10 protein-coding genes and 1 pseudogene are annotated in these 21613 nt (G+C 45.0%); 1 reads left to right on the top strand and 10 read right to left on the bottom strand.

All coding sequences use genetic code 11. From position 1 onward, the window contains the following. Window positions 1-2: 2 nt before the first annotated feature. From BDD43_RS23285 to BDD43_RS23255, 7 genes and pseudogenes are all read right to left on the bottom strand, one after another. Entirely contained in the window at window positions 3-2114 is a 2112-nt protein-coding gene (locus BDD43_RS23285; protein ID WP_121200233.1) for an alpha-L-fucosidase, read from the bottom strand. A gap of 2 nt (window positions 2115-2116) precedes the next feature. Further along, entirely contained in the window at window positions 2117-4423 is a 2307-nt protein-coding gene (locus tag BDD43_RS23280; protein WP_246001754.1) for a family 20 glycosylhydrolase, read from the bottom strand. Next, a complete protein-coding gene (locus tag BDD43_RS23275; RefSeq protein WP_121202093.1) occupies window positions 4420-6264 on the bottom strand; it encodes a glycoside hydrolase family 35 protein in 1845 nt (614 codons plus the stop codon). The genes BDD43_RS23280 and BDD43_RS23275 overlap by 4 nt, the downstream gene beginning before the upstream one ends. Before the next feature lie 10 nt (window positions 6265-6274). Next, the gene (locus tag BDD43_RS23270) at window positions 6275-7696 is read right to left on the bottom strand and encodes a glycoside hydrolase family 125 protein (RefSeq protein ID WP_121200231.1); all 1422 of its coding nucleotides are present in this window, start codon (window positions 7694-7696) and stop codon (window positions 6275-6277) included. Between the two features lie 39 nt (window positions 7697-7735). Beyond that, window positions 7736-9655: pseudogene (gene nagB, locus BDD43_RS23265) on the bottom strand (glucosamine-6-phosphate deaminase); the annotation flags it as partial. Window positions 9656-9683: 28 nt separating this feature from the next. Further along, complete coding sequence (locus tag BDD43_RS23260) at window positions 9684-12350, bottom strand: glycoside hydrolase family 2 protein (protein WP_121200227.1); 2667 nt, start codon at window positions 12348-12350, stop codon at window positions 9684-9686. A gap of 48 nt (window positions 12351-12398) precedes the next feature. Continuing rightward, window positions 12399-13628, bottom strand: coding sequence for an ROK family protein (locus BDD43_RS23255; protein ID WP_121200225.1), 1230 nt, complete (start codon window positions 13626-13628; stop codon window positions 12399-12401). A gap of 153 nt (window positions 13629-13781) precedes the next feature. Here BDD43_RS23255 and BDD43_RS23250 point away from each other — a divergent pair, with 153 nt between their 5' ends. Further along, window positions 13782-15971 carry a glycoside hydrolase family 3 N-terminal domain-containing protein gene (locus tag BDD43_RS23250; RefSeq protein ID WP_121200223.1) on the top strand — a complete coding sequence of 730 codons (2190 nt, stop codon included), beginning with the start codon at window positions 13782-13784 and terminating at the stop codon, window positions 15969-15971. Window positions 15972-16369: 398 nt separating this feature from the next. Here the strand turns inward: BDD43_RS23250 and BDD43_RS23245 are convergent, their stop codons facing one another. From BDD43_RS23245 to BDD43_RS23235, 3 genes are read right to left on the bottom strand one after another with little or no spacing between them, the layout of a single operon-like run. Further along, entirely contained in the window at window positions 16370-18088 is a 1719-nt protein-coding gene (locus tag BDD43_RS23245; protein ID WP_121200221.1) for an OmpA family protein, read from the bottom strand. A 4-nt stretch (window positions 18089-18092) separates the two neighbouring features. Beyond that, window positions 18093-19079, bottom strand: a complete 987-nt coding sequence (locus BDD43_RS23240) for a PorP/SprF family type IX secretion system membrane protein (RefSeq protein WP_121200219.1) — start codon at window positions 19077-19079, stop codon at window positions 18093-18095. Next, window positions 19079-21565, bottom strand: coding sequence for a T9SS type B sorting domain-containing protein (locus BDD43_RS23235; protein ID WP_121200217.1), 2487 nt, complete (start codon window positions 21563-21565; stop codon window positions 19079-19081). Before BDD43_RS23235 ends, BDD43_RS23240 begins: the two co-directional genes overlap by 1 nt. Window positions 21566-21613: the final 48 nt, after the last annotated feature.

The raw sequence follows: 21613 nt of genomic DNA, 5'->3' as shown, positions 1-21613 counted from the left end.
TTTTATTGTTGAGTAGTTATGCCTATTTCGGCGGCGGTTATGCCATTGCCGCTAACAACATGCAGAGCCTTAAAAGCAAAATACCGTGCGTTAACGGGTTGTGCTAACTTAACCTGCTGCTCAATAGGGTTCGATTTGATATTGGCAAATTCGCCACCGGCAACTTGTTGCCAGGTTGCACCATCAGTGCTAACCAAAAACACAAACTGATCGACCACGCCAGCCGATTTTTTATCCTGCCTTGGTAAATAACTGAAGGCTGCAATATTTTGTGCCGTGCCCATATCAACGCGTAATTCTGCAGGTACAAAACTGCTAACGCTGTCGGTAGGTAATGTACTCCATAACGAATTATTATTTTCGTCGATGGCGTTTTTCGGGTTGTTGCCCGTAGTGCCGGGTAGCACAGTCCAGTTTTGTTTGCTTACACCAAATTGCGCCATTGCCTGTTCGCTGGTTTGTTTGCCATCAATAGCTATTGCCTTAATTAAACCACCATTAGCCAAAACTATAGGCGCGTTATATATTGGCGATTTAATGGTAACATCGCTACCATCTACGGTGTAGCGAATGGCCTCAACAGGTGCATCGGTAGCAATGGTAACCTGACCGGCTTTATTGCGCGTAATTATTGGTACGGTTACGTGTGTTGGTTCCTTATATAAAGCAAAATCGCTTAAAGCAATGCAAACCGGCGATTTTGTAATGCGCAACCTCACTTTGCCGGTAGTTATATTTTGAGGCAGCCTAATCAATCTGTTTGCGCCTATACTGGTAACCGAAGCAATTTTTACCCATTCGCCCGCTAAAAATGCATCTACTTCGGCGGCTTCTATGCGCTGGCCCAGTTTAATATTTTCGCGTAAGCGTATCACATTAAAGCTTTTTAAGGTGCCTAAGTTTAAAGTTAATACGGGCGTTGTTACCTTATCATCGGTGGCCCAATAGGTGTAACGGTTATTATCCAGCAAAAACTCGGGGCCATATTTTGCTGCGTTGTTTCCGCGAATGTTGCTTGCTGTGAGTTTGGCACTTTTAGCCAAATCAACCGCAAACGTTTGATTTAAAATTTTGCCGAATTGTTTAAGTGATGCTACGTCTTCGGTATCAAGCAACCCGTTGCGGTTAGGGGAGAGGCCCAGATCGAGATTGGCACCACGGCCAACACTTTTATAATACAGGTTAAGTAATGTATATGGCGATTTTACCTGGTTATTTTGACTGGCGTGATAAAACCAACCCGGCCTTAACGATACATCGCACTCGGCAGGCATCCAATGTGTACCGTGCAGAGTACCCTCGGTACCTTCTTCATCTTTAACGTAGCCGTTTGCCGGAATTTTGCCTGCATCGGGGGCTTGCGGGTTGTAGGTTGCCCAGCAGGTTTCTCCGGCATGGCCCTCTTCGTTACCAACCCAACGCACATCGGGGCCAACATCCCCAAAAATAACTGCCGAAGGCTGCATTTTACGGGTAATGGCCCAGGTGTTTGGCCAATCGTAATAAGTGGAGCGGTCTATGGTGCGGATCTCTCTCGCGCCACCATAAAAGCCGTCGCCGCCGTTGGCACCATCGTGCCACGATACAAACAGCGTACCGTAATTTTGGTAAAGTTCCCTAAGCTGATTTTGGTAAATGGCTAAATATCCGGGTTTGCCATAATTGGGATTGTTTCTGTCCCACGGTGAGCAATAAACACCCATTTGCATGTTAAGTTTAAGGCAGGCTAACTGATACTCTTTAACCATATCGCCCTTGCCGTTTTTCCAGGCTGTGTTTGATATGTTGTGTTCCGTGGTTTTGCTTGGCCACAGGCATAAACCATCGTGGTGTTTGGCTACAATTACTACGCCTTTAAAACCTCCGGCTTTAGCTGCACCAACAATTTGTGCCGCATTAAATTTTACCGGATTTAATATTTTAAGATCTTCATCGCCAAAGCCCCATTCCTTATCTGTATAGGTATCTACCCCAAAATGGATGATGCAATACATTTCCATTTGGTGCCAGTTAAGCTGCGCCTTTGATGGCAGCGCGCCAAAGGGCTTTGGTGCAGGTTGCGTAAAACCCAATGTTGCCTTTACAAGAAATAAAATAAGGATAAACTTTTTCATATTCAATGTTTTAACCATGCGGCAGGAATATCCTGCGGTGCCGAACCATTTTTACTGTATTTTAATTTAAGTGTATAGCCACCGCCGCCTTCAATAAAGTTGAGCGCAATGGGTTGTAAACCTTGTTGCAAAGCAACCTGGCCGTCTTTCTCAATTGCCGAATGCAGGCCATCGTTATCAACCACCAAACGGTTGGCTATATTTAAAATTCCCCCATCATCGCAGGTGAGGTAAAAGGTGTAAATGCCTGTTTCGGGAATATCTAAATAGCCGGTGTACCGTAAACCAAATTGCGGTGCTGCAGCCTCAGCAGGTACCACAACGGTGTTTACAATGTATTGTCCGGTTGGTTTTTCGGTGGGTATCAGGGCGGTTTTTTTATAAAACGCTCCGTAGTAATCGCATGTTAAACCAGGTTGTGTATTGGCCTTTATTATTGGCTCGGCCAGGTTTTGCTGTTTGTAGTTAATGTTGTAAACATCGCTATGTAGCCCGTTAGGCATAAAGGCTGTAAGTTTAATTGTTGCCGACTGTGTTATTTTTAGCGGCCCGCTTAATACCGTTGATTTTAGATTGGGCACCGAACCATCCGTTGTATAACGCATTACCATTTGCGGTAGCGGTGCGGTAATGTTTAATGTGGCTTGGTTTGTAAATACATTGTTTTGGGCAACATTTTGCAAATCGGGCAAACGGTAATGCACATTTAAAGCATCCAGGCGCGGGTAGTTTTGCTGTAACCGTGCAAGGTAGCCCTGATAATCATTCTTTCCGGTCCACAAAACTTCGGCAAGGGCCGTTAATCGTGGGAATATCATATAATCGCCTCGGTTTTCGGTAGGTATGCGCTCAGTCCAAACGTTGGCTTGTGCGCCAATTATATTTTTAGCTTCGGTGGCGTTTAGTTTTTCGGGAACGGGGTTAAAATGGTACACATTGTAAACCGAGTTTTTATCGGGCTCGTTATCAAAGTAAAGCGGGCTGCCGGGCGTCATGATGACCTTATTGCCGTTTTTAGCTGCGGTAACCGGGGCGTTTGGTTTCCAGCTTCGCCAATACATTACAATGGCTGTGGGGCTAATGCCGCCTTCCAAAACATCGTCCCATCCAATTAACTTGCGGCCATTTTTGTTAAAAAACTTTTCCATCCGGTTAATAAAATAGCTTTGCAGTTGGGCTGCGGTGGTAATGCCTTCTTTAACCATCAAAGCCTTACAGGCACCAGACTTTGCCCAGCCCGAACCGTCAACCTCGTCTCCGCCAATGTGGATATATTTACTTGGGAATATCTCAAATATCTCTTTATAAACGTTTTCGGCAAAGGTAAATGTACTCTCGTTACAGGGGCATATCGGGGTGGTAAATACCTCGCCCCACTTGCTGCCGCCATCGCACGATAGATACGGATAGTTATTAATGGCCGCCATCATGTGGCCGGGCATATCAACTTCGGGGATAATATCAATATGGCGTTGAGCCGCGTAGGCAACTATACCCTTCATTTGCTGCTGCGTGTAAAAGCCGCCGTAAAGGGTTTTACCATTGCGGGTAATGATGTGTTTAGGATCGATAGCAAAATCGGGATTGGTTTTAGCTTTTTCCATACAAACCGAATCCTGGTTGTTAAAGGTGCGCCACGCGCCTTGTTCGGTAAGTTTGGGATATTTTTTGATCTCGATACGCCAACCCTGGTCGTCGGTTAAATGCAAATGCAACGTGTTGAATTTGTAAAGTGCCAACAGATCGATGTATTTTTTGATGTATGCGATAGAAAAGAAATGCCTCGAAACATCAAGATGCATACCGCGCCAGGTGTAGGTTGAATAATCTTCAATATTTACCGACGGAAGTACCAGTTGTTTGAGTTTAGTACCGTTTGCCAATTCAACATTATCCGGCATTAATTGCCTAATGGTTTCGATACCGCGCACCATACCCGCACCGCTTTTAGCCGACAGGATAATTTTTTTTGGCGTGATACTTAATATATAACCTTCGTTGGCAGTTACAGAAGCATCGGTAACCAACTTAATTACGTTAGTACCTGCACCTGTACCATATTTTAAGTAAGTGCCTAAGCCGTTAGCTACCATGTTGTTTAACAGGGTGGCTTCCTGATGGGATTGCTGGCCTGACGGAAGTGCGATAACTGTTTGCCTGTTGATGTTAAACGACCCACTTGCCATTGTTACTTTTTGCGGATAGGGAATTAACGGCAATGATTGATTTTGCGCCTGACCCCGCCAGGGTAATACCATACCGGCGGTTAATAGTATTACGGTGGCTGTTTTTTTAACGGTATTTATCATTGAGCTGCGGCAGTTATTTGGTTATCTAAAATGGATTGAGCAAGGGTGCTGATGCTGGTATGACCGTTTTTTAATTCATCGAAAACTACGATTTGATTTTTGCCTTTATTTAACCAAACTGCGGGTATGTAAATGGTTTGCTGCGGGCCAATGTTCCAATATTTACCCAGGTTGTGGCCGTTTAAATAAACAAAGCCTTTGCCAAAAGGGCGCATATCTAAATAGGTATCGCCAACGTGGGTTAACTCAAAAGTGCCTTTGTACAATGCAGGTGCATCGCCGGTAATGGCTTCATTTGAAAACTGGAAGCCGTTTAAGCTGGCAAACGGCAGTTTATACATTTGCCAGTCGAAAAGTTTAGTGCCTTGTAAGGTTACCTGCCTGGTAATACCCTGGCGGTTATCGGTTAAAAAGGGGCCGTAGTTTATGCGGCCATTGTTCTCTACCAAAATATCTAAAACGGCATCTTTTGCTACGTTTTGCAGCACTACCGAATCTTGTTTTAAACGCCTGTCTAACGTGGTTATTTTAACTCCGTTTAGGTAAACAATGGCAAAGTCGCGCATTTCGGATATTTTTAACAAGCCGCTGTTTGAAATTTTGGTACGATATAAAACAAAGCCATAACCCTGATCCAGATCCTCAAAACACAACGGTATTTTTAATAAAACAGGCTGTGGCAGATTTTTAAATACATTGGAATACGACGTTAACCGAATATTGCTAATGGCAATTGTTGGTTTTTTTGCAGGCACCGCAGGTAACTTTACGTTAGCAGGTAAATGCTTTTCAATAACTTCCCTTAGTTTAAAAAACTTATCGGTAGGGTTTCCGGCTTCGTCAAGCGGGGCATCGTAATCATAGCTTGATACCTGGGGCGAGTAGGGTTCTTTCCGGCTCATGTTGGCTCCGTTCATAAAATCGCGCGTGGTACCACCATGAAACATGTACATATTTACCGAAATACCTGCGGCTAAAATTTTGTCCAGTTTATCAGCCGCGTCTTTCACGTCGGTTTTTGCGTGTGTGCCGCCCCAGTTATCAAACCAGCCGGGGTACCATTCGGCAATGTAATACGGTCCCTTACCATCATGGTATTTGTTAATCAGTTTTTTTACCTCAACCGGGTTTTCAAGGCCATTAACTGCGGGTAAATAGCCCGGCAAATAACCTCTGGGCATTTGGGTTTCGCCATCGCAGGTAAACAACACGCCATCAAAACCGGCTTCCCTAAATATTTTACGGTTCATATCCAGGTAACTCTTATCGTTGCTGTACGAACCATATTCGTTTTCAAACTGTACCATTAATACATTGCCGCCGTGCGTAACCTGTAGGGGCACCAGTTGCTTTGCCAACTGGGTAATGTATTTTTTATAGGCACCAATAAATTTAGGGTCGAGGCTGCGCACTTTCATGGTGCTATCTTTAAGCAGCCACCAGGGGTAACCGCCAAACTCCCATTCGGCGCAGGCATAAGGGCTTGGCCGTAAAACTACCCAAAGGCCCTCTTGTTGTGCTGTTTTTATAAATTCGGCAATGTTATTATTGCCGCTAAAATCATATTTACCTTGTACGGCTTCGTGGGCGTTCCAAAAAACATAGGTGCCTATGGTGTTGAGGCCCATTGCTTTTGCCATTTTCATGCGGTCGCGCCAATACTCTTTAGGTATGCGAGCGCAGTGCATCTCGCCCGATATCATTTGCAGCGGTTTACCGTCTAACAAAAAAGTGGTATCGCCCAGGGCAAAGGTGTGCTTGCTTTGCGCTTGCAGGTGCCCGGTTAGCAAACAAAATACAGAAGCAGTTAACAGGATTAAATAGGATAGCGTTTTTTTCATGATAGGATGATCAGGCATTTAACAGATAGGGTTTTTCTTGATAAACCTTCCATAAAAACTCGCCGAAAATGGTGTTTGCCCAGGCAAACCAGCTACGGGTGTATAACGATGGGTTATCTTTATTAAAGGATTCGTGCATAAAGCCTTTACCTGCGTGGGTGTTTTTTAACATGCTGATGCATAGCTTAATTTCATCGTCGCTCTGGCTGGTTAAACCACGACTGATAATGCTCAGGGGCCATATCATATCGGCTTTGCCAACATGTGGGCCGCCAACACCTGCTGCGGCCTTGCCCTTGTAATAAAACGGATTACTATCCGACAGTACAAATTTGCGCGTATTTTGATAAACGGCATCGTTAACTGCTACCGAGCCTAAGTAGGGCAGCGAAAGCAAACCAGGGACGTTGGCATCGTCCATCATGTTGATGTTGCCGAAACCATCAATTTCAAAGGCATAAATTTTGCCAAATTTGGGGTGGTTAACAATGGCGTTATCCTTTAACGCTTTATCAACTTCGGCGGCAAGGGCATTTAAGTTGTCGGCAAGGGGCTGGTCGTGATGAATGGCTTTTACCATTTCGGCAGCTTGTTTGAGGCTTACTAATGCAAAAAAGTTAGATGGTATTAAAAACGAATACGTAGTAGCATCATCGCTGGGGCGGAAGCTGGAGCAAATGAGCCCCGTTGGTTTTACGGGGAAGCCATAACCATCCATAGGTAAGGTATCGGTAGGCTTTGAAGTTTCGCGCTGAAAGTGGTAGCTGCCGTTATTGCTTTTACGCTGTTGCTCGGTAAACGTTTTTAAGGTTAGCTCAATGGCACTTTTCCAGTTAGCATCAAAAGGGGAGGTGTCGCCGGTTTTTTTCCAATAGTTATAAGCCAGCCTGATAGGGTAACATAACGAGTCAATTTCCCATTTCCGCTCATGGATGCCGGGTTTCATATCCGTGTTATCGCTTTTCCATTCGCTAACCTTGGTGGCATCTTTATAAAAGGCGTTAGCAAATGGGTCTTTCAATACGCAATTTGCCTGCCTGTGGATAAGACCGGCAACCATTTTTTTTAATTTTTCGTCCTTCTGTAAAAACGTAAGATAAGGCCAAACCTGCGCCGAACTATCGCGCAGCCACATGGCATCAATATCGCCTGTAATTACATAAGTATCGGGTTTGCCGTTATCTTCGGTATAAAAAACCGTTGTATCGAGCGTGTTAGGGAAGCAGTTTTCGAAAAGCCAGGCCAACTCTTTGTCGTTTACTTTGGCCTTAAATTGCTCAATGGCGGCATCAACGCTGCTACTGCTAAAATTACGTTTGCCAGGTGCAGGCCTTAAACTATTAAACTCCACACCCGACGCAAATAAATTTTGGCGAAACAATAATCCAGCAGACAGTAAACCTGCCTTTTGCAGAAAAACACTTCTTTTCATACTCTATATTGGTTTGCGGTTATAAATTACACCGCTAATTTAATCTATTTTATAGCGTACAAAAGCTTCCATCGCTTCATATTCGGCTAAACCTAAACGGTCGTAGGCGCAGGCTGTTTCGCGGGTACGGTCTTCGGCTCTAACCCAAAACTCTCGCGCATCATCACCGGGGAATACGGGCAAATCTTTTTGCGACTGGTGTTTAAAAATGGCCAAACGTTTACGCAGCACTTCTTGTGGCGATAATGGTACGGCCATTTCAATTTCGTGTGTTTCAAACTCTTGCCATGCTCCCCGGTATAACCATATCCAGCAGTCTTTTGTCCATGCCTCATGCTGCAACCTTTTAAAGGCATTGATGATAATGTCAAAACAAACTTTATGGGTGCCGTTTGGGTCGGCAAAATCGCCCGCTGTAAATATCTGGTGAGGTTTTATCTCGTTAAGCAATTGCATGGTTTGCACAATATCATCCTCAAAATCCACATTTTTACTCACTTTTAAGCGATCGTAAAAAGGAAGATCCTGTAAATGTATCTGGTTATCGGGTAAACCGGCAAAACGTGCCCCGGCTATTGCCTCGCCCTTGCGGATGAGCCCCTTTACGGTTTTAATTTCCGGCGTGTCGGCCTGATTAGGCTGTTTGGCAGTTAAAAACTGCCTCATACTCTGATACAAGGTTTTTAGTTTTGTGTTATCCTGGCCCTGGCTCTCGGCAAAATCAATGGCAAACTCCACGTACCGCAAAGCATCATCATCCCAAACGGCGGTATTGCCCGATGTTTGGTAGGCTACATGTACCTCATGACCTTGGTCTACCAGGCGGATAAATGTTCCGCCCATCGAGATCACATCGTCATCAGGGTGTGGCGAAAAAATAACCGACCGCTTTTTGGCGGGATTAGCGCGCTCTGGCCGTTGGCTGTCGTCGGCATCGGGTTTGCCACCGGGCCAGCCGGTAATGGTATGTTGTACTTTGTTGAAAATGTTGATGTTAATGTTGTAAACCGGCCCTTTTTCGGTGGCAAGCTGGGCCATGCCGTGGTTGTTGTAATCTTCTTCGGTTAGTTTAAGCACGGGTTTGTTAAGTGCCGTAGCGAGCCATATTACCGCTTTTTTAATCAGCAAATCCTTCCACACGCAATCTTTTACCAGCCATGGTGTATCAAACCTGGTTAGGGATGATGCTGCACCCTCGTCTAATATAAATTCTACATTATCTGATAGTTGCAGGTATGTAGCAGGCACATCCGAAGATATTTCGCCTTCTACCGCTTTTTTGATGATGGAGGCCTTTTTTTGGCTCCAGGCCATCAATATAATTTCTTTGGCCTTAAATATGGTGCCAATACCCATTGTAATGGCCTTTACAGGTACGTTTTCTTTACCACCAAAATCGTGCGATGCATCACGGCGCGTTAAGTCGTCAAGCGTAACTAAACGGGTGCCCGAATTTGGTGCCGAGCCTGGTTCGTTAAAACCGATGTGCCCGGTGCGACCAATGCCGAGTATTTGCAAATCAAGGCCGCCAAGGCGGGTTATTTTTTGTTCGTATTCGTAGCAGTAAGCTTGCAGGTAATCCGCGTCAAGCGTTCCGTCGGGTATATTGATGTTTTTCCATTCAATATCAACATGGTCAAATAAATTCTCCTTCATAAAAGCCACATAGCTTTGGGCGGCTAAGGGTTTCATGGGGTAATACTCGTCCAGGTTAAAGGTTATTACGTTTTTAAAACTCAAACCTTCTTCGCGGTGTAAACGCACCAGTTCGGCATATACTTTTACCGGTGTTGCCCCGGTTGCTAAACCTAAAACGGTTTTTTCACCGTCGCTTTTAGATTTAATGATATCCGCAATTCGTCTCGCTACACTTATCGACGCTGAATTTGCCGTCGGGAATACGGTTACAGGCAGCTTTTCGTAACGCGTTTCTTCTAATAAATTTAACCTTGCCATAGTTTTGTTGTTGCTCTGGGGTGTTTATATGTTATTTGATATTGAATGTTTTTTCGTTAAAGTTCCAGCCGCTTATGCTCACCAACGGCAGGTTTTTGTATTTTCTCGCGTCATAATCCATCATAATTACCTGGTTTGCGCCGGGTAAAACCGAGATGTAATTATCACTATAAAACACGGGTAGCAGGCGGTTATTGGTTTGCGCATCAACCAACGATAAGCGGTTGAAAAACGCAACCGGAGCATTGGTCGGGTTGGTTAAAGTAACCTGTATTTTACCCGCCGATACTTGCGTGGCTTTTACATTAAGCTGTGAAGGTGCCATTTTTTGCAAACCCGAGTAAACACCGGCAGCATTGGGTAGCCAATAAAGGTTATTGCTTACCACCTTTTGCTGTACATTTAATAGCTGTAGCGATAAAAATGTGCCTTCGTTTTGTGCAATATCTGCAATGGCTTTTTTTATAGGCGCGTAACCTTTGGCCGATGATGGTTGTATTTCTTCAAAAACCTGTGTTATTACGTTCTCTTTTCCGTTTATGTCAATGGTTTTTATCACCAGCATTAAATCGCGTTTGGTTTCAAACGTGTTGTTAACTATGGTAACCATGCCGTTTAAAGGGTTGTACATTACATGCAAAGGTTCTGCACCGTTTTTTAAGCCGTAAAGGCAGGCATTAGGGTCCAGGTAGTAATCATACATTTGGCCGCGCATGGCAGTCCATGGGTTTTGTGTTTTCCATATTATAAAACCGGTGTACCAATCCCACATGTGGTTGCTAAAGCCTTCGGCAAGGGCACGGTACTGGTTGTAGTTTACCAACTGCGCTTTGGCAGCAAAATCTTTAGTATCGGTTGGTTTGCCGTAGGCATCAACCGAGGCATCGTAACCAATATACTTGTGGTAATCCCAAACAGAATCAATTTGTGTTGTTTTGCTCGCCGCAGAAAAATTTGGCATCACCAGGTTTTGAGCCGGAATAAACCGTTTTAAGGATTCGTAATCGTTAAGGCCAACCGAACCAATTTCGGAGTTGAAAGGGTAGGTGCGCACTTTCCAGAAAGACGAATCGGCTTGAATGGTATAAGGGCCGTCGCCGTTACCACCCATGGTATTTAACGACATCTTATCCGAATTAGAGTACTCAACAAACCATCGCGTGTTATCCAGTTTGGGTAGGATAGAATCGCGAACGGCCAATAAAATATCTTCGGGAGGGGTTATCTCGTTTCCGCCGCACCAAATAGCCAACGATGGGTGGTTACGCACCAGCTTTACCTGGTCTGCAACCGAAGCAATATACAGTTGATGGTCGTCGGGGTATTTTCTACGGGTCCACTGGTCGTCTTTTTTCATGGGGTCAACCCATCTCCCGTTGGCATCGCCCGAGATCCAGAAATCCTGAAAAACCAGCATTCCGTATTTATCACAGGTATCATAAAACTCAGGGCGCTCCACTAATGCGCCACCCCAAACCCGTATGGTATTGAGGTTCATATCGCGGTGAAAGCGTATCTCGGCATCGTAACGGGCATCGCTAAAGCGCAGCATCGCATCCGAGATAATCCAGTTGCCGCCTTTAATAAATATTTTTTGACCGTTAACCTCAATTTGTCTGCTTTGCGTTTGGCTGTTCCAACTGGTTTGCAGTTCGCGCACGCCAATATCAATAACTTTCATGTCGGAAACCCGGCTCGCGCCTGTTAAAAACCTAATTGTGCTTTTATACAAATAAGTTGTGCCATAGCCATTTGGCCACCAAAGTTTAGGGTTGTTTAAAATAAAATCGTTCAGTTTAACATCTAACGCTGTGTGTGGTTTTACAGCTACGTTTTGCGATACGGTTTGGCCGTTTAAAGTATATTGCAAAACACCCTGCACCATTTTATTGGTAGGGTTTGTTACCGTGGTGGTTACCTTTATAATTGCGGGTGCTTGCTTGCCCTCAACCTGCCGCACACCCGGAACCAATGTAACCACATGCGTGTCCGAAATTTTTATGGCTCCTGTATTGTCGATATTAACTTTATCCCAAATACCCGTATTTCGGTCGCGCATGGGTTGTATCCAGTCCCACCCGGCGGTATATTGCAGACCCACGTTTTTGGCAATTTGCCCGTCGCCGCCCTGGCCGCCATTGGGGTCGCCAACGGGGTTTGGCGGATAAACTAATACAGCTAAACGGTTTTTACCCGTTTTGTTAATGAAAGCCGTAATGTTATAGCATTGGCGCAAAAACATGCCATAATGCGTTTTATTATTTAACTTTTTACCGTTTAAATAAACCTCGCAGCTGTAATTTACACCTCGCAAATTAAGGTATACCTGCTCATCGCCGGTAGGTAAATTGTGGTTAAAATCGTTTACAAACCAGTAGGTGTAATAATCGCGGCCGGTATTGAAAATATCTTTAATGTGGGCGTTGTTCATGCCCCAAAAAGGGTCGGCAATTTGTTGGTTATCCAGTAAGGTAGTTAAAACTGTTCCGGGTACGGTGGCTTTTATCCATGAATTAACGAGGAAATCAATTTTCGATATTTGGTTTCCGTCGGCAGTAACGTTGCCTTTCTTTTCGCATTTCCAACCGTTGTTTAGTTCGTGGCTATTTTGGGCAAAGCCCTCGCTAATGGCTGCGACTAAAAGCACAGTTAGTATAATGGATAAGAACCTTTTTTTGAATAGTTTTATTTTAGTCATTACCGATATTTAATTCTTTTTTTTGATAGTTAATTAAAGTTTCTCATTTTAATATGAACTCTCTAAGGCTGTTTGCTGATTATGAATTGCCGTAAGCTTACTTTGAAAAAGCTTGCCCAGGCTTTCAACCACCAGGGCTGCGCTGCCAATTAACTGGGCCTTTGAGTTGAGGTTTGAAATAAGCAGCGCGGTTTGATCTGTAAGTTTGGGTATGCAGTGCTCGTTAATGGCTTGTTGTATTGGTGCCATCCATAATTTGCCAACAATGCTGCCTTTCCCGCTCAAAACTATAGCCGCAGGGTTCATTAAATGGATAAGGATTGCCAGGCCCTGCCCTACCAGGTAGGCAGCTTCGGATAATAACTTTACCGAAAAAATGTCGCCCTTAATGGCTTCCTTTATAATTGCATCGGCATCAATAACATCGTAACCCGCCAAACTGCTTGCAAAACCTTGCTTAATACCCTCGGTTGCTTTTGCTGCAACTGCTATAAACGAAGCTTCGGTTTCTAAACAGCCGTGTTTGCCGCAGGTACACAATTTGCCATTCTTAAACAAGGGGATATGGCTAAACTCGCCCGCTAAACCGTTATGGCCCCTAAAAATTTCGCCATTTAAAATCATACCGAGGCCAATTCCCCAGCCCAGGTTAATAACCATTACATTTTTTTTATCGGCAGCAATGCCAAATTTTTGCTCGGCCAGGGCAATTGCAGTGCTATCGTTATCAATAAAAACGGGCAGCAGCGTGCTTTTTTCCAGATGGCTTACTAAAGTATCGTCGGTTAAGCGCAGGTAACTGTGGTTGATGCCTTTTTCAACATCAATGAAGCCCGGCATAGAAATACCCAAGCCAAGTATTTTATTGCGGGCTATGCCCGAGTTTTCAATAAATTTATTAATATAATTGGTTAGGGTATCAATACCTTCGGTTTGGCGGTATAGGTCAAACTTATAATAACCTACCGGGGTTACAAACGTGTTGTTAATATCAACAATAACCATTTGCGTAGCAAACTGATCCATGGCTACCGATAAAATAAATAACTCGTTGGGTATTAACGAGTAGGTGAGGGGCTTGCGCCCACCGCTTGAAATGCCTAAACCATTCTCTTTAACATAGCCGTCCTTAATCAGTTCGTTTAAAACTTTTAAGGTATTGGGAATGCTTTTGTGGATATACGAACTAATATCTGTGTTAGAGGCAACTTTGTTATAATATAAATACTTTACTATTTCGCTGTAATTTACCAGCGTAGTAATATCATCCTTCACCATTATCAATTAAATTATAGTACATATTTAGCAATTAAAAACAAGAATTTAAAAAACTTTATAAATTTTTTAAAAAGTTTTTAATAGTTTAGCTCATACAAATAGAAGCAATTGGTTGTTTTGAAACTATTATCAGCATTTAATTAAATTATAAGCATGGCACCCATCCATTACCCAATTAAAACTAAAATAATTTTAAGGTTAATAACATACAGTGCCCTGCTGCTGTTAACGGTTAATGCGCATGCGCAAAATTCCGAAAGCTACAAAGATGCCGGGCAACCTATAGAAAGCAGGATTAAAAATTTAATAAGCCAGCTAACCCTGGCCGAAAAGGTATCGCTTTTAGGTTACCGCGCGGAAGCGGTTCCACGGCTGGGCATACCTGCCTATAACTGGTGGAACGAGGGTTTGCATGGTGTAGCGCGCGCCGGGCAGGCAACTATTTTTCCGCAGGCTATTGGCATGGCTGCTACCTTTAACCCGGCGTTATTGCAGCAGGTAGCTACAGCCATATCCACCGAAGCGAGGGCTAAGTATAACCTCACATCACAACAAAACAAGCATTTGCAGTATATGGGCCTCACATTTTGGTCGCCCAATATTAATATTTTCCGCGACCCGCGCTGGGGCCGTGGCCAGGAAACCTACGGCGAAGACCCTTTTTTAACGGCTAATATGGGCGTAGCCTATGTTAAAGGTATGCAGGGCAATGATGTTAACCATTTAAAAACATCGGCCACAGCCAAACATTTTGTAGCCCATAGCGGCCCCGAAGCTGTGCGCGATTCGTTTGATGCCATTGTGGATGAAAAAGACCTGCGCGAAACCTATCTGCCAGCATTTAAGGCATTGGTTGATAACGGAGTTGAATCCGTAATGACGGCCTATAACCGCGTAAACAACGAACCAAATTCTGTAAGTACATCGTACCTTAAAAATATACTGATGAACGAGTGGGGTTTTAAAGGACACGTAGTTACCGATTGTGGTGCGCTTGATGATGTTTTTTTAACCCACAAGGTTATGCCATCGGGCGTGGAGGTAGCTGCTGCCGCCATTAAGGCTGGCGTGAGTTTAGATTGTTCGAGCATTCTTCAGAATGATTTGTTACAGGCCGTAAAACAAAACCTGGTTACCGAGGCGGAAATTAATGCGGCGCTTACCCGTTTGTTGCGCACGCAGTTTAAACTTGGTTTTTTTGATGATGCCGCAAAAAGCCCCTACGCCACCTATGGTGCCGATAGCATTAGTAACGCAGCCCATGTTGCATTATCGCGCAGGGCGGCGCAGCAAAGCATGGTATTGCTAAAAAACAGCAATAATATTTTACCCTTAAAAAAAGGCAATTACAGTAGTATTACTGTATTGGGCAGCAACGCCACATCTATGGATGCCATGGTTGGTAGCTACCACGGTGTTAACAGCCAAATGGTTGATTTTGTTGAAGGTGTAACGGCTGCCGTTGGTTTAGGTACCCGCGTTGAGTACGATTTAGGTTGCAGCTATACCGATACCACACATTTTGGTGGGATATGGGCCGCAGGTAATAGCGATGTTGCTATAGCCGTTATTGGCCTAACGCCTGTTATGGAAGGCGAGGCCGGTGATGCCTTTTTATCGCCAACGGTGGGCGATAAGGCTAGCTTGAGTTTGCCCGCCGGTAATATTGCCTTTATGAAGGCACTGCGCAAAGGTGTACCCAATAAGCCTATTATTGCAGTAGTTACCGCAGGCAGCGCGGTTGATATTGCTGCTATTGAACCTTATGCCGATGCTATTATATTGGCCTGGTACCCCGGCCAGCAAGCAGGTAACGCATTTGCCGATTTGCTATTTGGGGAGGTTTCGCCGTCGGGCCATTTGCCGCTTACGTTTTATAAATCGGTTAACGACCTGCCCGATTTTAAAAGCTATGCCATGAAAAACCGCACCTACCGGTACTTTAACGGTGCTGTAGAATACCCCTTTGGCTTTGGCTTGAGTTATACTCAATTTGCTTACAACTGGATTGAAAAACCCGCAGCCACCTACAGCTTAAACGATGTAATAAACTTGCAACTTAACGTAAAAAACGTAGGTAATTTGGATGCCGACGAAGTGGTGCAGGCCTACATTGAATACCCCAATGCCGAGCGGATGCCATTAAAAGAATTAAAGGCATTTAAGCGGGTAAGCATATTAAAAGGTTCGCAATCGGCAGTTAATTTAAGGGTGGCTTTAAAGGACCTGCAAAAGTGGGACTTGAAAAAGCATAGCTGGAAACTTTACCCCGGAACCTATCAGGTTTTTGTTGGTAGCAGTTCTACCGATAAAAAGTTAACGGCTGCTTTTACCGTAAATTGATTGATGGTTGCTTAACTTTTTATTCAAGTATTAGTTGTTTTAAGATAAACCACCAACGAGGATTTATCAATCAATGTAGTTTAGTTAAGCTATTTAAGAATGCACCATCGGTGCAAAAGGTCGGTAGTCAATTAATAAATGCATGTTTGCATGCCTTAGGTATGCCACTTATACAGGTGTTGTACCTACGGCACAAATTTTTATTTAATTCGTTTTGCTACCGACCTGTGACCCCGATGGGGTCGTCCCTTAACTAAACAATATTGAATACTAATAAGATACTCATTATGCTGTGTGTTTGTTAAACATCATGATGTTTTTTGTGAGTGATAAGAAAGGGGCACGCCTAACCAGCGTTGCCCCTTTTTTTTATTTGGCGAACCCGGGATGAAAAATGGTTATTGCCCGGCTACTTTAAATTCGGTACGGCGGTTTAGTTGATGCTCGGCCTCGGTGCATTGGGCCGGTATGGCGCAATTATTTACCAAATGTGTTTTGCCGTAAGCGCTTGTTTTTATGCGGTTTGCTAAAATGCCATGTTGCGAAAGGTAGTATAAGGCGGCTTTGGCACGCCGCTCGGAGAGGGCCTGGTTGTAGCTGTATGAGGCGCGCGAATCGGTATACGATGCCAGCTCAATTTTGATGTTGGGGTGTTGCGTTAAAATAGCAACAAGCTGATTGAGCTTCATAGCGGCATCCGGCCTTATGGTTGCCTTATCCAAATCATAATAAATGGTTTGCAGTACAAAGCCCTCCTGTGGAGGCGCAGGTGCTATTGGCGGTGGTGTAACCGCCAGTATTGGCTTTGCAGGCAGCGTATCTGCTATAGCGGTAAAGCTGTAAATATCGTCGTTACCCTGGCCACCCTCGCGGTTTGATGAAAGGTATCCACTTAAACCATCACGGGTTATACAGTAAAAATCATCACTGGTGGAGTTGATGGGGTACTTTAAATTTTGCGGAGTGCTCCACTGGTTTTTTGCGCCTGTAGCACTGTAAATATCATAACCGCCCATGCCCGGCAAGCCTTTGCTGGCATAATAAAGCGTTCCGTTGGCTGCAACAAACGGAAAATTGTCTTCCTCGTTTGTATTGATGGTTTTACCGCAATTGGTTGGTGTGCCCCACGATCCGTCGCGCTGTTTCTCGCAATACCAAATGTCGGTTTTTCCCTGGCCGCCCGGCATATCCGAGGCAAAGTAAAGCACTTTACCATCTGAAGATAAGCAGGCATTACCAACAGAATATAGTTGGATTTTGTTGTATTTAAAGCTGTTAAATACCGTCCACTTGCCTTTGTTTTTAGCTGCCGCCAATAACTGCAAACGGCGCGTAACAACCCGCTGGCCCTTCTGGGCAGATGGGTCGATAGGTAATTTGCGGAGATCCTCTTCCGTAGTAACTGTAATATACGCCGTATCTGCACTGCTGTTTAGTGCTATTGGGCCTAAATGGTACGAGTTTGCTAATTCGTATCCATACATATCGGTAAATGCCATCTGTTTGGCCTGGCCGTTCCCCGTAGCACTTTGGTACAACTTGAAAAAGTTATTGCCGGTGCGATTATCGGTTTCGGGGTACTGCGCGTCCCTGTCGGAAGTAAAAATTAGCGCGGTGTTGCCTGCGTAAGTTGCTCCCCAATCGGAAGCGGCACTGTTTAACCCTTTTACGGCGTTTACCGCGTAACGTGTTGTTTGTTTCATCCAAAGTGCAGCCGAATCGCAGTTACCCAATTTAAGGTTTAGTGTTGCTGTGTCGCTTGGCAAAGCAAGTCGGTACTGTTGTTTGGCCAGCTCAAACTTTTGGTTGCGAAGTAAAACATCCGCGTAATGGCAATGTGCGGTTTTGGATGCTCTGGGTTTTGCTACAACTTTGGCGTACCACTCTTCGGCATCGTTATAGCGGTTTATGTTGAGGTAGCAATCGGCAATGCGCTCCAATAACTTAACATCGTTTTTATTACCGGAGGCCAGTTTTAGGTAATAGCTCAGGCTTTTAAAATACTCAAACCGGTTATACAGTATATCGGCCTGTTGCTTTACGCTGAGTTGTTCCTGCGCGTTGGCGTAGCCAATAATTAAGGTGATGAGTATAACGGTTAAACTGGCTTTTTTCATGCTGCTAAAAATATCGTGGACTAACAACCCGTTGTTTTTTACCGGGGAAACCAATGCTCAACGAAAGCTCGTGCGAGCCTGATTGATAGCTGGCAAGTTTGCTCGTAGTAAAATCGAACGAATATCCTATCCGGAAATGGTCGTTCACGTTAATTTGTAAAATGGCGGCAACGGCATCATCGGTACTCAGGCCGCTTTGCAAATCGCTGTTGCTCCATACCGGAACGCTGGTGCGGTATGACGAGCCAAGCCAAACCGTTTTATTAAAAACAAGGTAGGCACCAACATCTAAATTACCTGGCCCCTTAAAATCCGACTTTAGCATGGCCGATGGTTTGATGTCGATATAATCCGACAAAGGTAGCATAGCACCCGCTGTAAAATAGGCTGTGCGCACCTGCCTAATCAATTGCATATTATCAACCAGGTTAGTATTTAATCCCGAAAGAACGTTAAAAAGAGATGCCCCTGCATAAATATGCGGCGAATAGTAATACACACCCAGGCGAAAATCGGGAGTTAAATTGCTTTGAGTTCCGGCGGGTATGTTAGCGTCGCCGGCATCGGTAGCACTAAATACATCGCCGTTTAAGCGGTATTGAATTACGCCCAGGCCAATGCCAAAACAAAGGCGTTTGGTATCTAAAGCATCTAACCTTAAACGATAGGCATAGTTGGCGTAAACAGACGAGGTTGTTTCGGGCCCTAACTGGTCGAAAGTGGCAATAAGGCCCAGGCCTACATTTTTATCGGTAGTATTAAGCAAACCATCTATTGATGCCGTTCCGGTTTTTGGCGCGCCGGGGAAGCCTACCCATTGTATGCGGCTGCTTAGGTTTAGCGTTAAATAATCTTTATAACCAGCGTATGCGGGGTTAAGTGCCAGCCCGTTAAATACATACTGGCTAAACTGTATGGTTTGCTGCGCCTGCGCGTGCCGGGCCAGCAACGCTATAGATACAATTAGGATGTAGTGTTTTACGTGCCTCATTATTTATTGCGTTTTAAAAACACCCATCCCTTTAGGGGAGTAATTTGACCATCGCGATCGCGGCGATTTAAAATGTAAAAATAGGTTGCTTCGGCCAGGCCGCTGCCGTCCCAATTGTTGCGGTAATCGTCGGCGCGGTAAACTTCGCTGCCCCAGCGGTTAAAAATAATTAATTGCGTGCCCGGATAAGCTTCTAAACCGCGTATCCTGAAAACATCGTTTTTCCCGTCGTTATTGGGTGTGATGATGTTAGGTATTTCGAGGTCGGCGCGTATTACCTTTAACGTCACCGAATCGGCACAACCGTTGCTGTTGGTATAAGTAAAATGGTAAAGGCCCAAATAATCAAGTCCGGTTATTGTGGTTGTGTTGCTCAATTTATTGGTAATGGTTACCTGGTTAGCATCCGTTGCCAATTGCGCCCATGTACCGGTGCCTATAGCGGCCATTGTTGCGGGCAGGTATTGAAAAATGGTTTGATCGGGCCCGGCATTGGGGGCGGCGGCTATAACCGTGGTATTAACAATAACATTATTACAACCCGTGCCCGATGGTGGCGAATTACATTCGTTTACCGCATCGGTTGGGGCTGCGGCATCGGGGTTTGTGGCATCAGGGTCGGTAACATCGGCGGGGCGCAAAACCGAAGCTGTTACCCCTAAACCGCCGCTTGCAGTTAAGGCAACTTTTCCGCTTATGGTAAAAGTACGTATCGCGCCATTGGCCATATCAATACCGGTTGTATAATTACCGGCGGTAAATACTTCGGAATTAGTTGACGACGTGCCGCTTGTTGATACACTGCTAACCGTTAGGCCGGTAATATCAGCCGGGTAACCGAAACTAAATTTTGCCCCCGCCACATCGCCCGGCCCTTTATTGCTTACGGTTACGGTGTAAACAATAGGCTGGCCCGCGCAATTGGCTACCACGGCAACATTATCAACAGCCATATCGGCCTCGCGCAGTTGCAAACTAACCGAACTGTAAACAGGTTTGCTGGCTATATAACCCCAGGTATCAATGCTTTTGTTATTGCCAAAATCGGCATCGTTGTTAGGGTCGGTAGTGGTGGTGCCCCATTTGTGGCCGTTGATGGTGCTGCTTATACCCGTTAAGTTTTTTAAAGGATTTGATGGTGTACCCACTTTGGTAATGGGAGTATCATCCCAATACAAAGTATCATCGGGTGCATAAATGCCGTTAATACGGGATAACAAAAGGCCGTTTACATTACGTTCCACATCAAAAAACGGAAAATGGACCTCGCCCGCCACCGTGGTAATGCCTACACTAACGTTAAAGTTTGTGGTACCGCCTGCGCTTACCTTGTTGCCCAAGCCATCTAAGCCGTCCCAATGCACCTGGTTAATGCCCGAATTTGCTGTTCCGGTTATTTTACGGTCAATGGCATCGGTATAACTTCCGTTTTGGTTCACATCAATAACAATTAAATAACTGCCGTTGCCACTGGTAGTAAAGGCAAAGTTGCCGCCCAAAGGGCCGGTACCGGCTTTGCCGGGTGTGCCCTCGGTGCCGGTAAAGGTAACGTTGCTAACGGTTGGCAAAACCGGGGCAGTTAAAAGCCATGTTGTGCCGCCGCCAGGCGTGTTTGCGGTAGCAGGTAAATCGGCAGCGGGTGGGTTAAAAAATATTTTTTGGGTAATATCTGTAGGTGTATCGGCGGCGCGCGGGTCTTGCACGTTAACGTTGGCGCTGGCACCATCAACACTTTGGTAAGATGGTAAGCCTGCTGCATTTCTAAACCCCTTGTTGTTTACAAAAAAGCCAAAACCATTGCCTGCCTGGCCGTTATTGTTGAGGGTGTACTGATAGCCGTCTTTAGTAAGAATATTAAATATGCCGTTAAAGCCCACATCAAATGTGCCTAAAATGCCCGAGAATACGTTTGTAAACACGCGCCCGTTAATAAATTGTGTATTGGCGGTATTACGTACAGATACATCAAAGGCGGTTATGTACTGTGCGATGGGCTGCGTCCAGTTGGCGTTGGCAGCTACTGCGGGCGGATTGCCAGTTAGTGTTGCACCATTATTTTCGGGAATAAAATCAACCTCCCATACGCCCTCTTGCGCGGCGGTTACTTTGATGATAAAAGGTGTATAGCCATTTGCATTGGGCAGCGGGCCCGCTGCTTCCTGCGCCCGGTTTTTGATTAAGCCAATGTTAGCATCGTTGCCGCTGGTGTAGCTGGTGCCATCCGGAGCGCGGAAATTCATGGTGCCCGTGCTTATTCCCTGTGCGCTGGAACCGGCGTAAATGCTTTCGCCCGCTTTTACGTAAACCTTCATGGTGCCCAAGGTGGGGAAGGGCGACGAAGCAGTGGCAACCGTTGTAGAAAGCAGATAAGCCCGGTTACCGCCGTTTGAGGTTATCTCTTTACTGCCTTCGGCATATGCTGCCACCGAAAGAAAAGAAAATAGCAACCATAAGTAAACGGAAAAAAATACTGATTTAGGCTCCATAAATTATAAGGCTCAATTTATGAAATATAATTTACCTGCTAACCGGCC

This window comes from Mucilaginibacter gracilis (assembly GCF_003633615.1).
GTDB classification, from domain to species: Bacteria; Bacteroidota; Bacteroidia; order Sphingobacteriales; family Sphingobacteriaceae; genus Mucilaginibacter; species Mucilaginibacter gracilis.
Note: the sequence above shows the minus strand (reverse complement) of the source record. Positions and strands in the feature narration are given on the sequence as shown.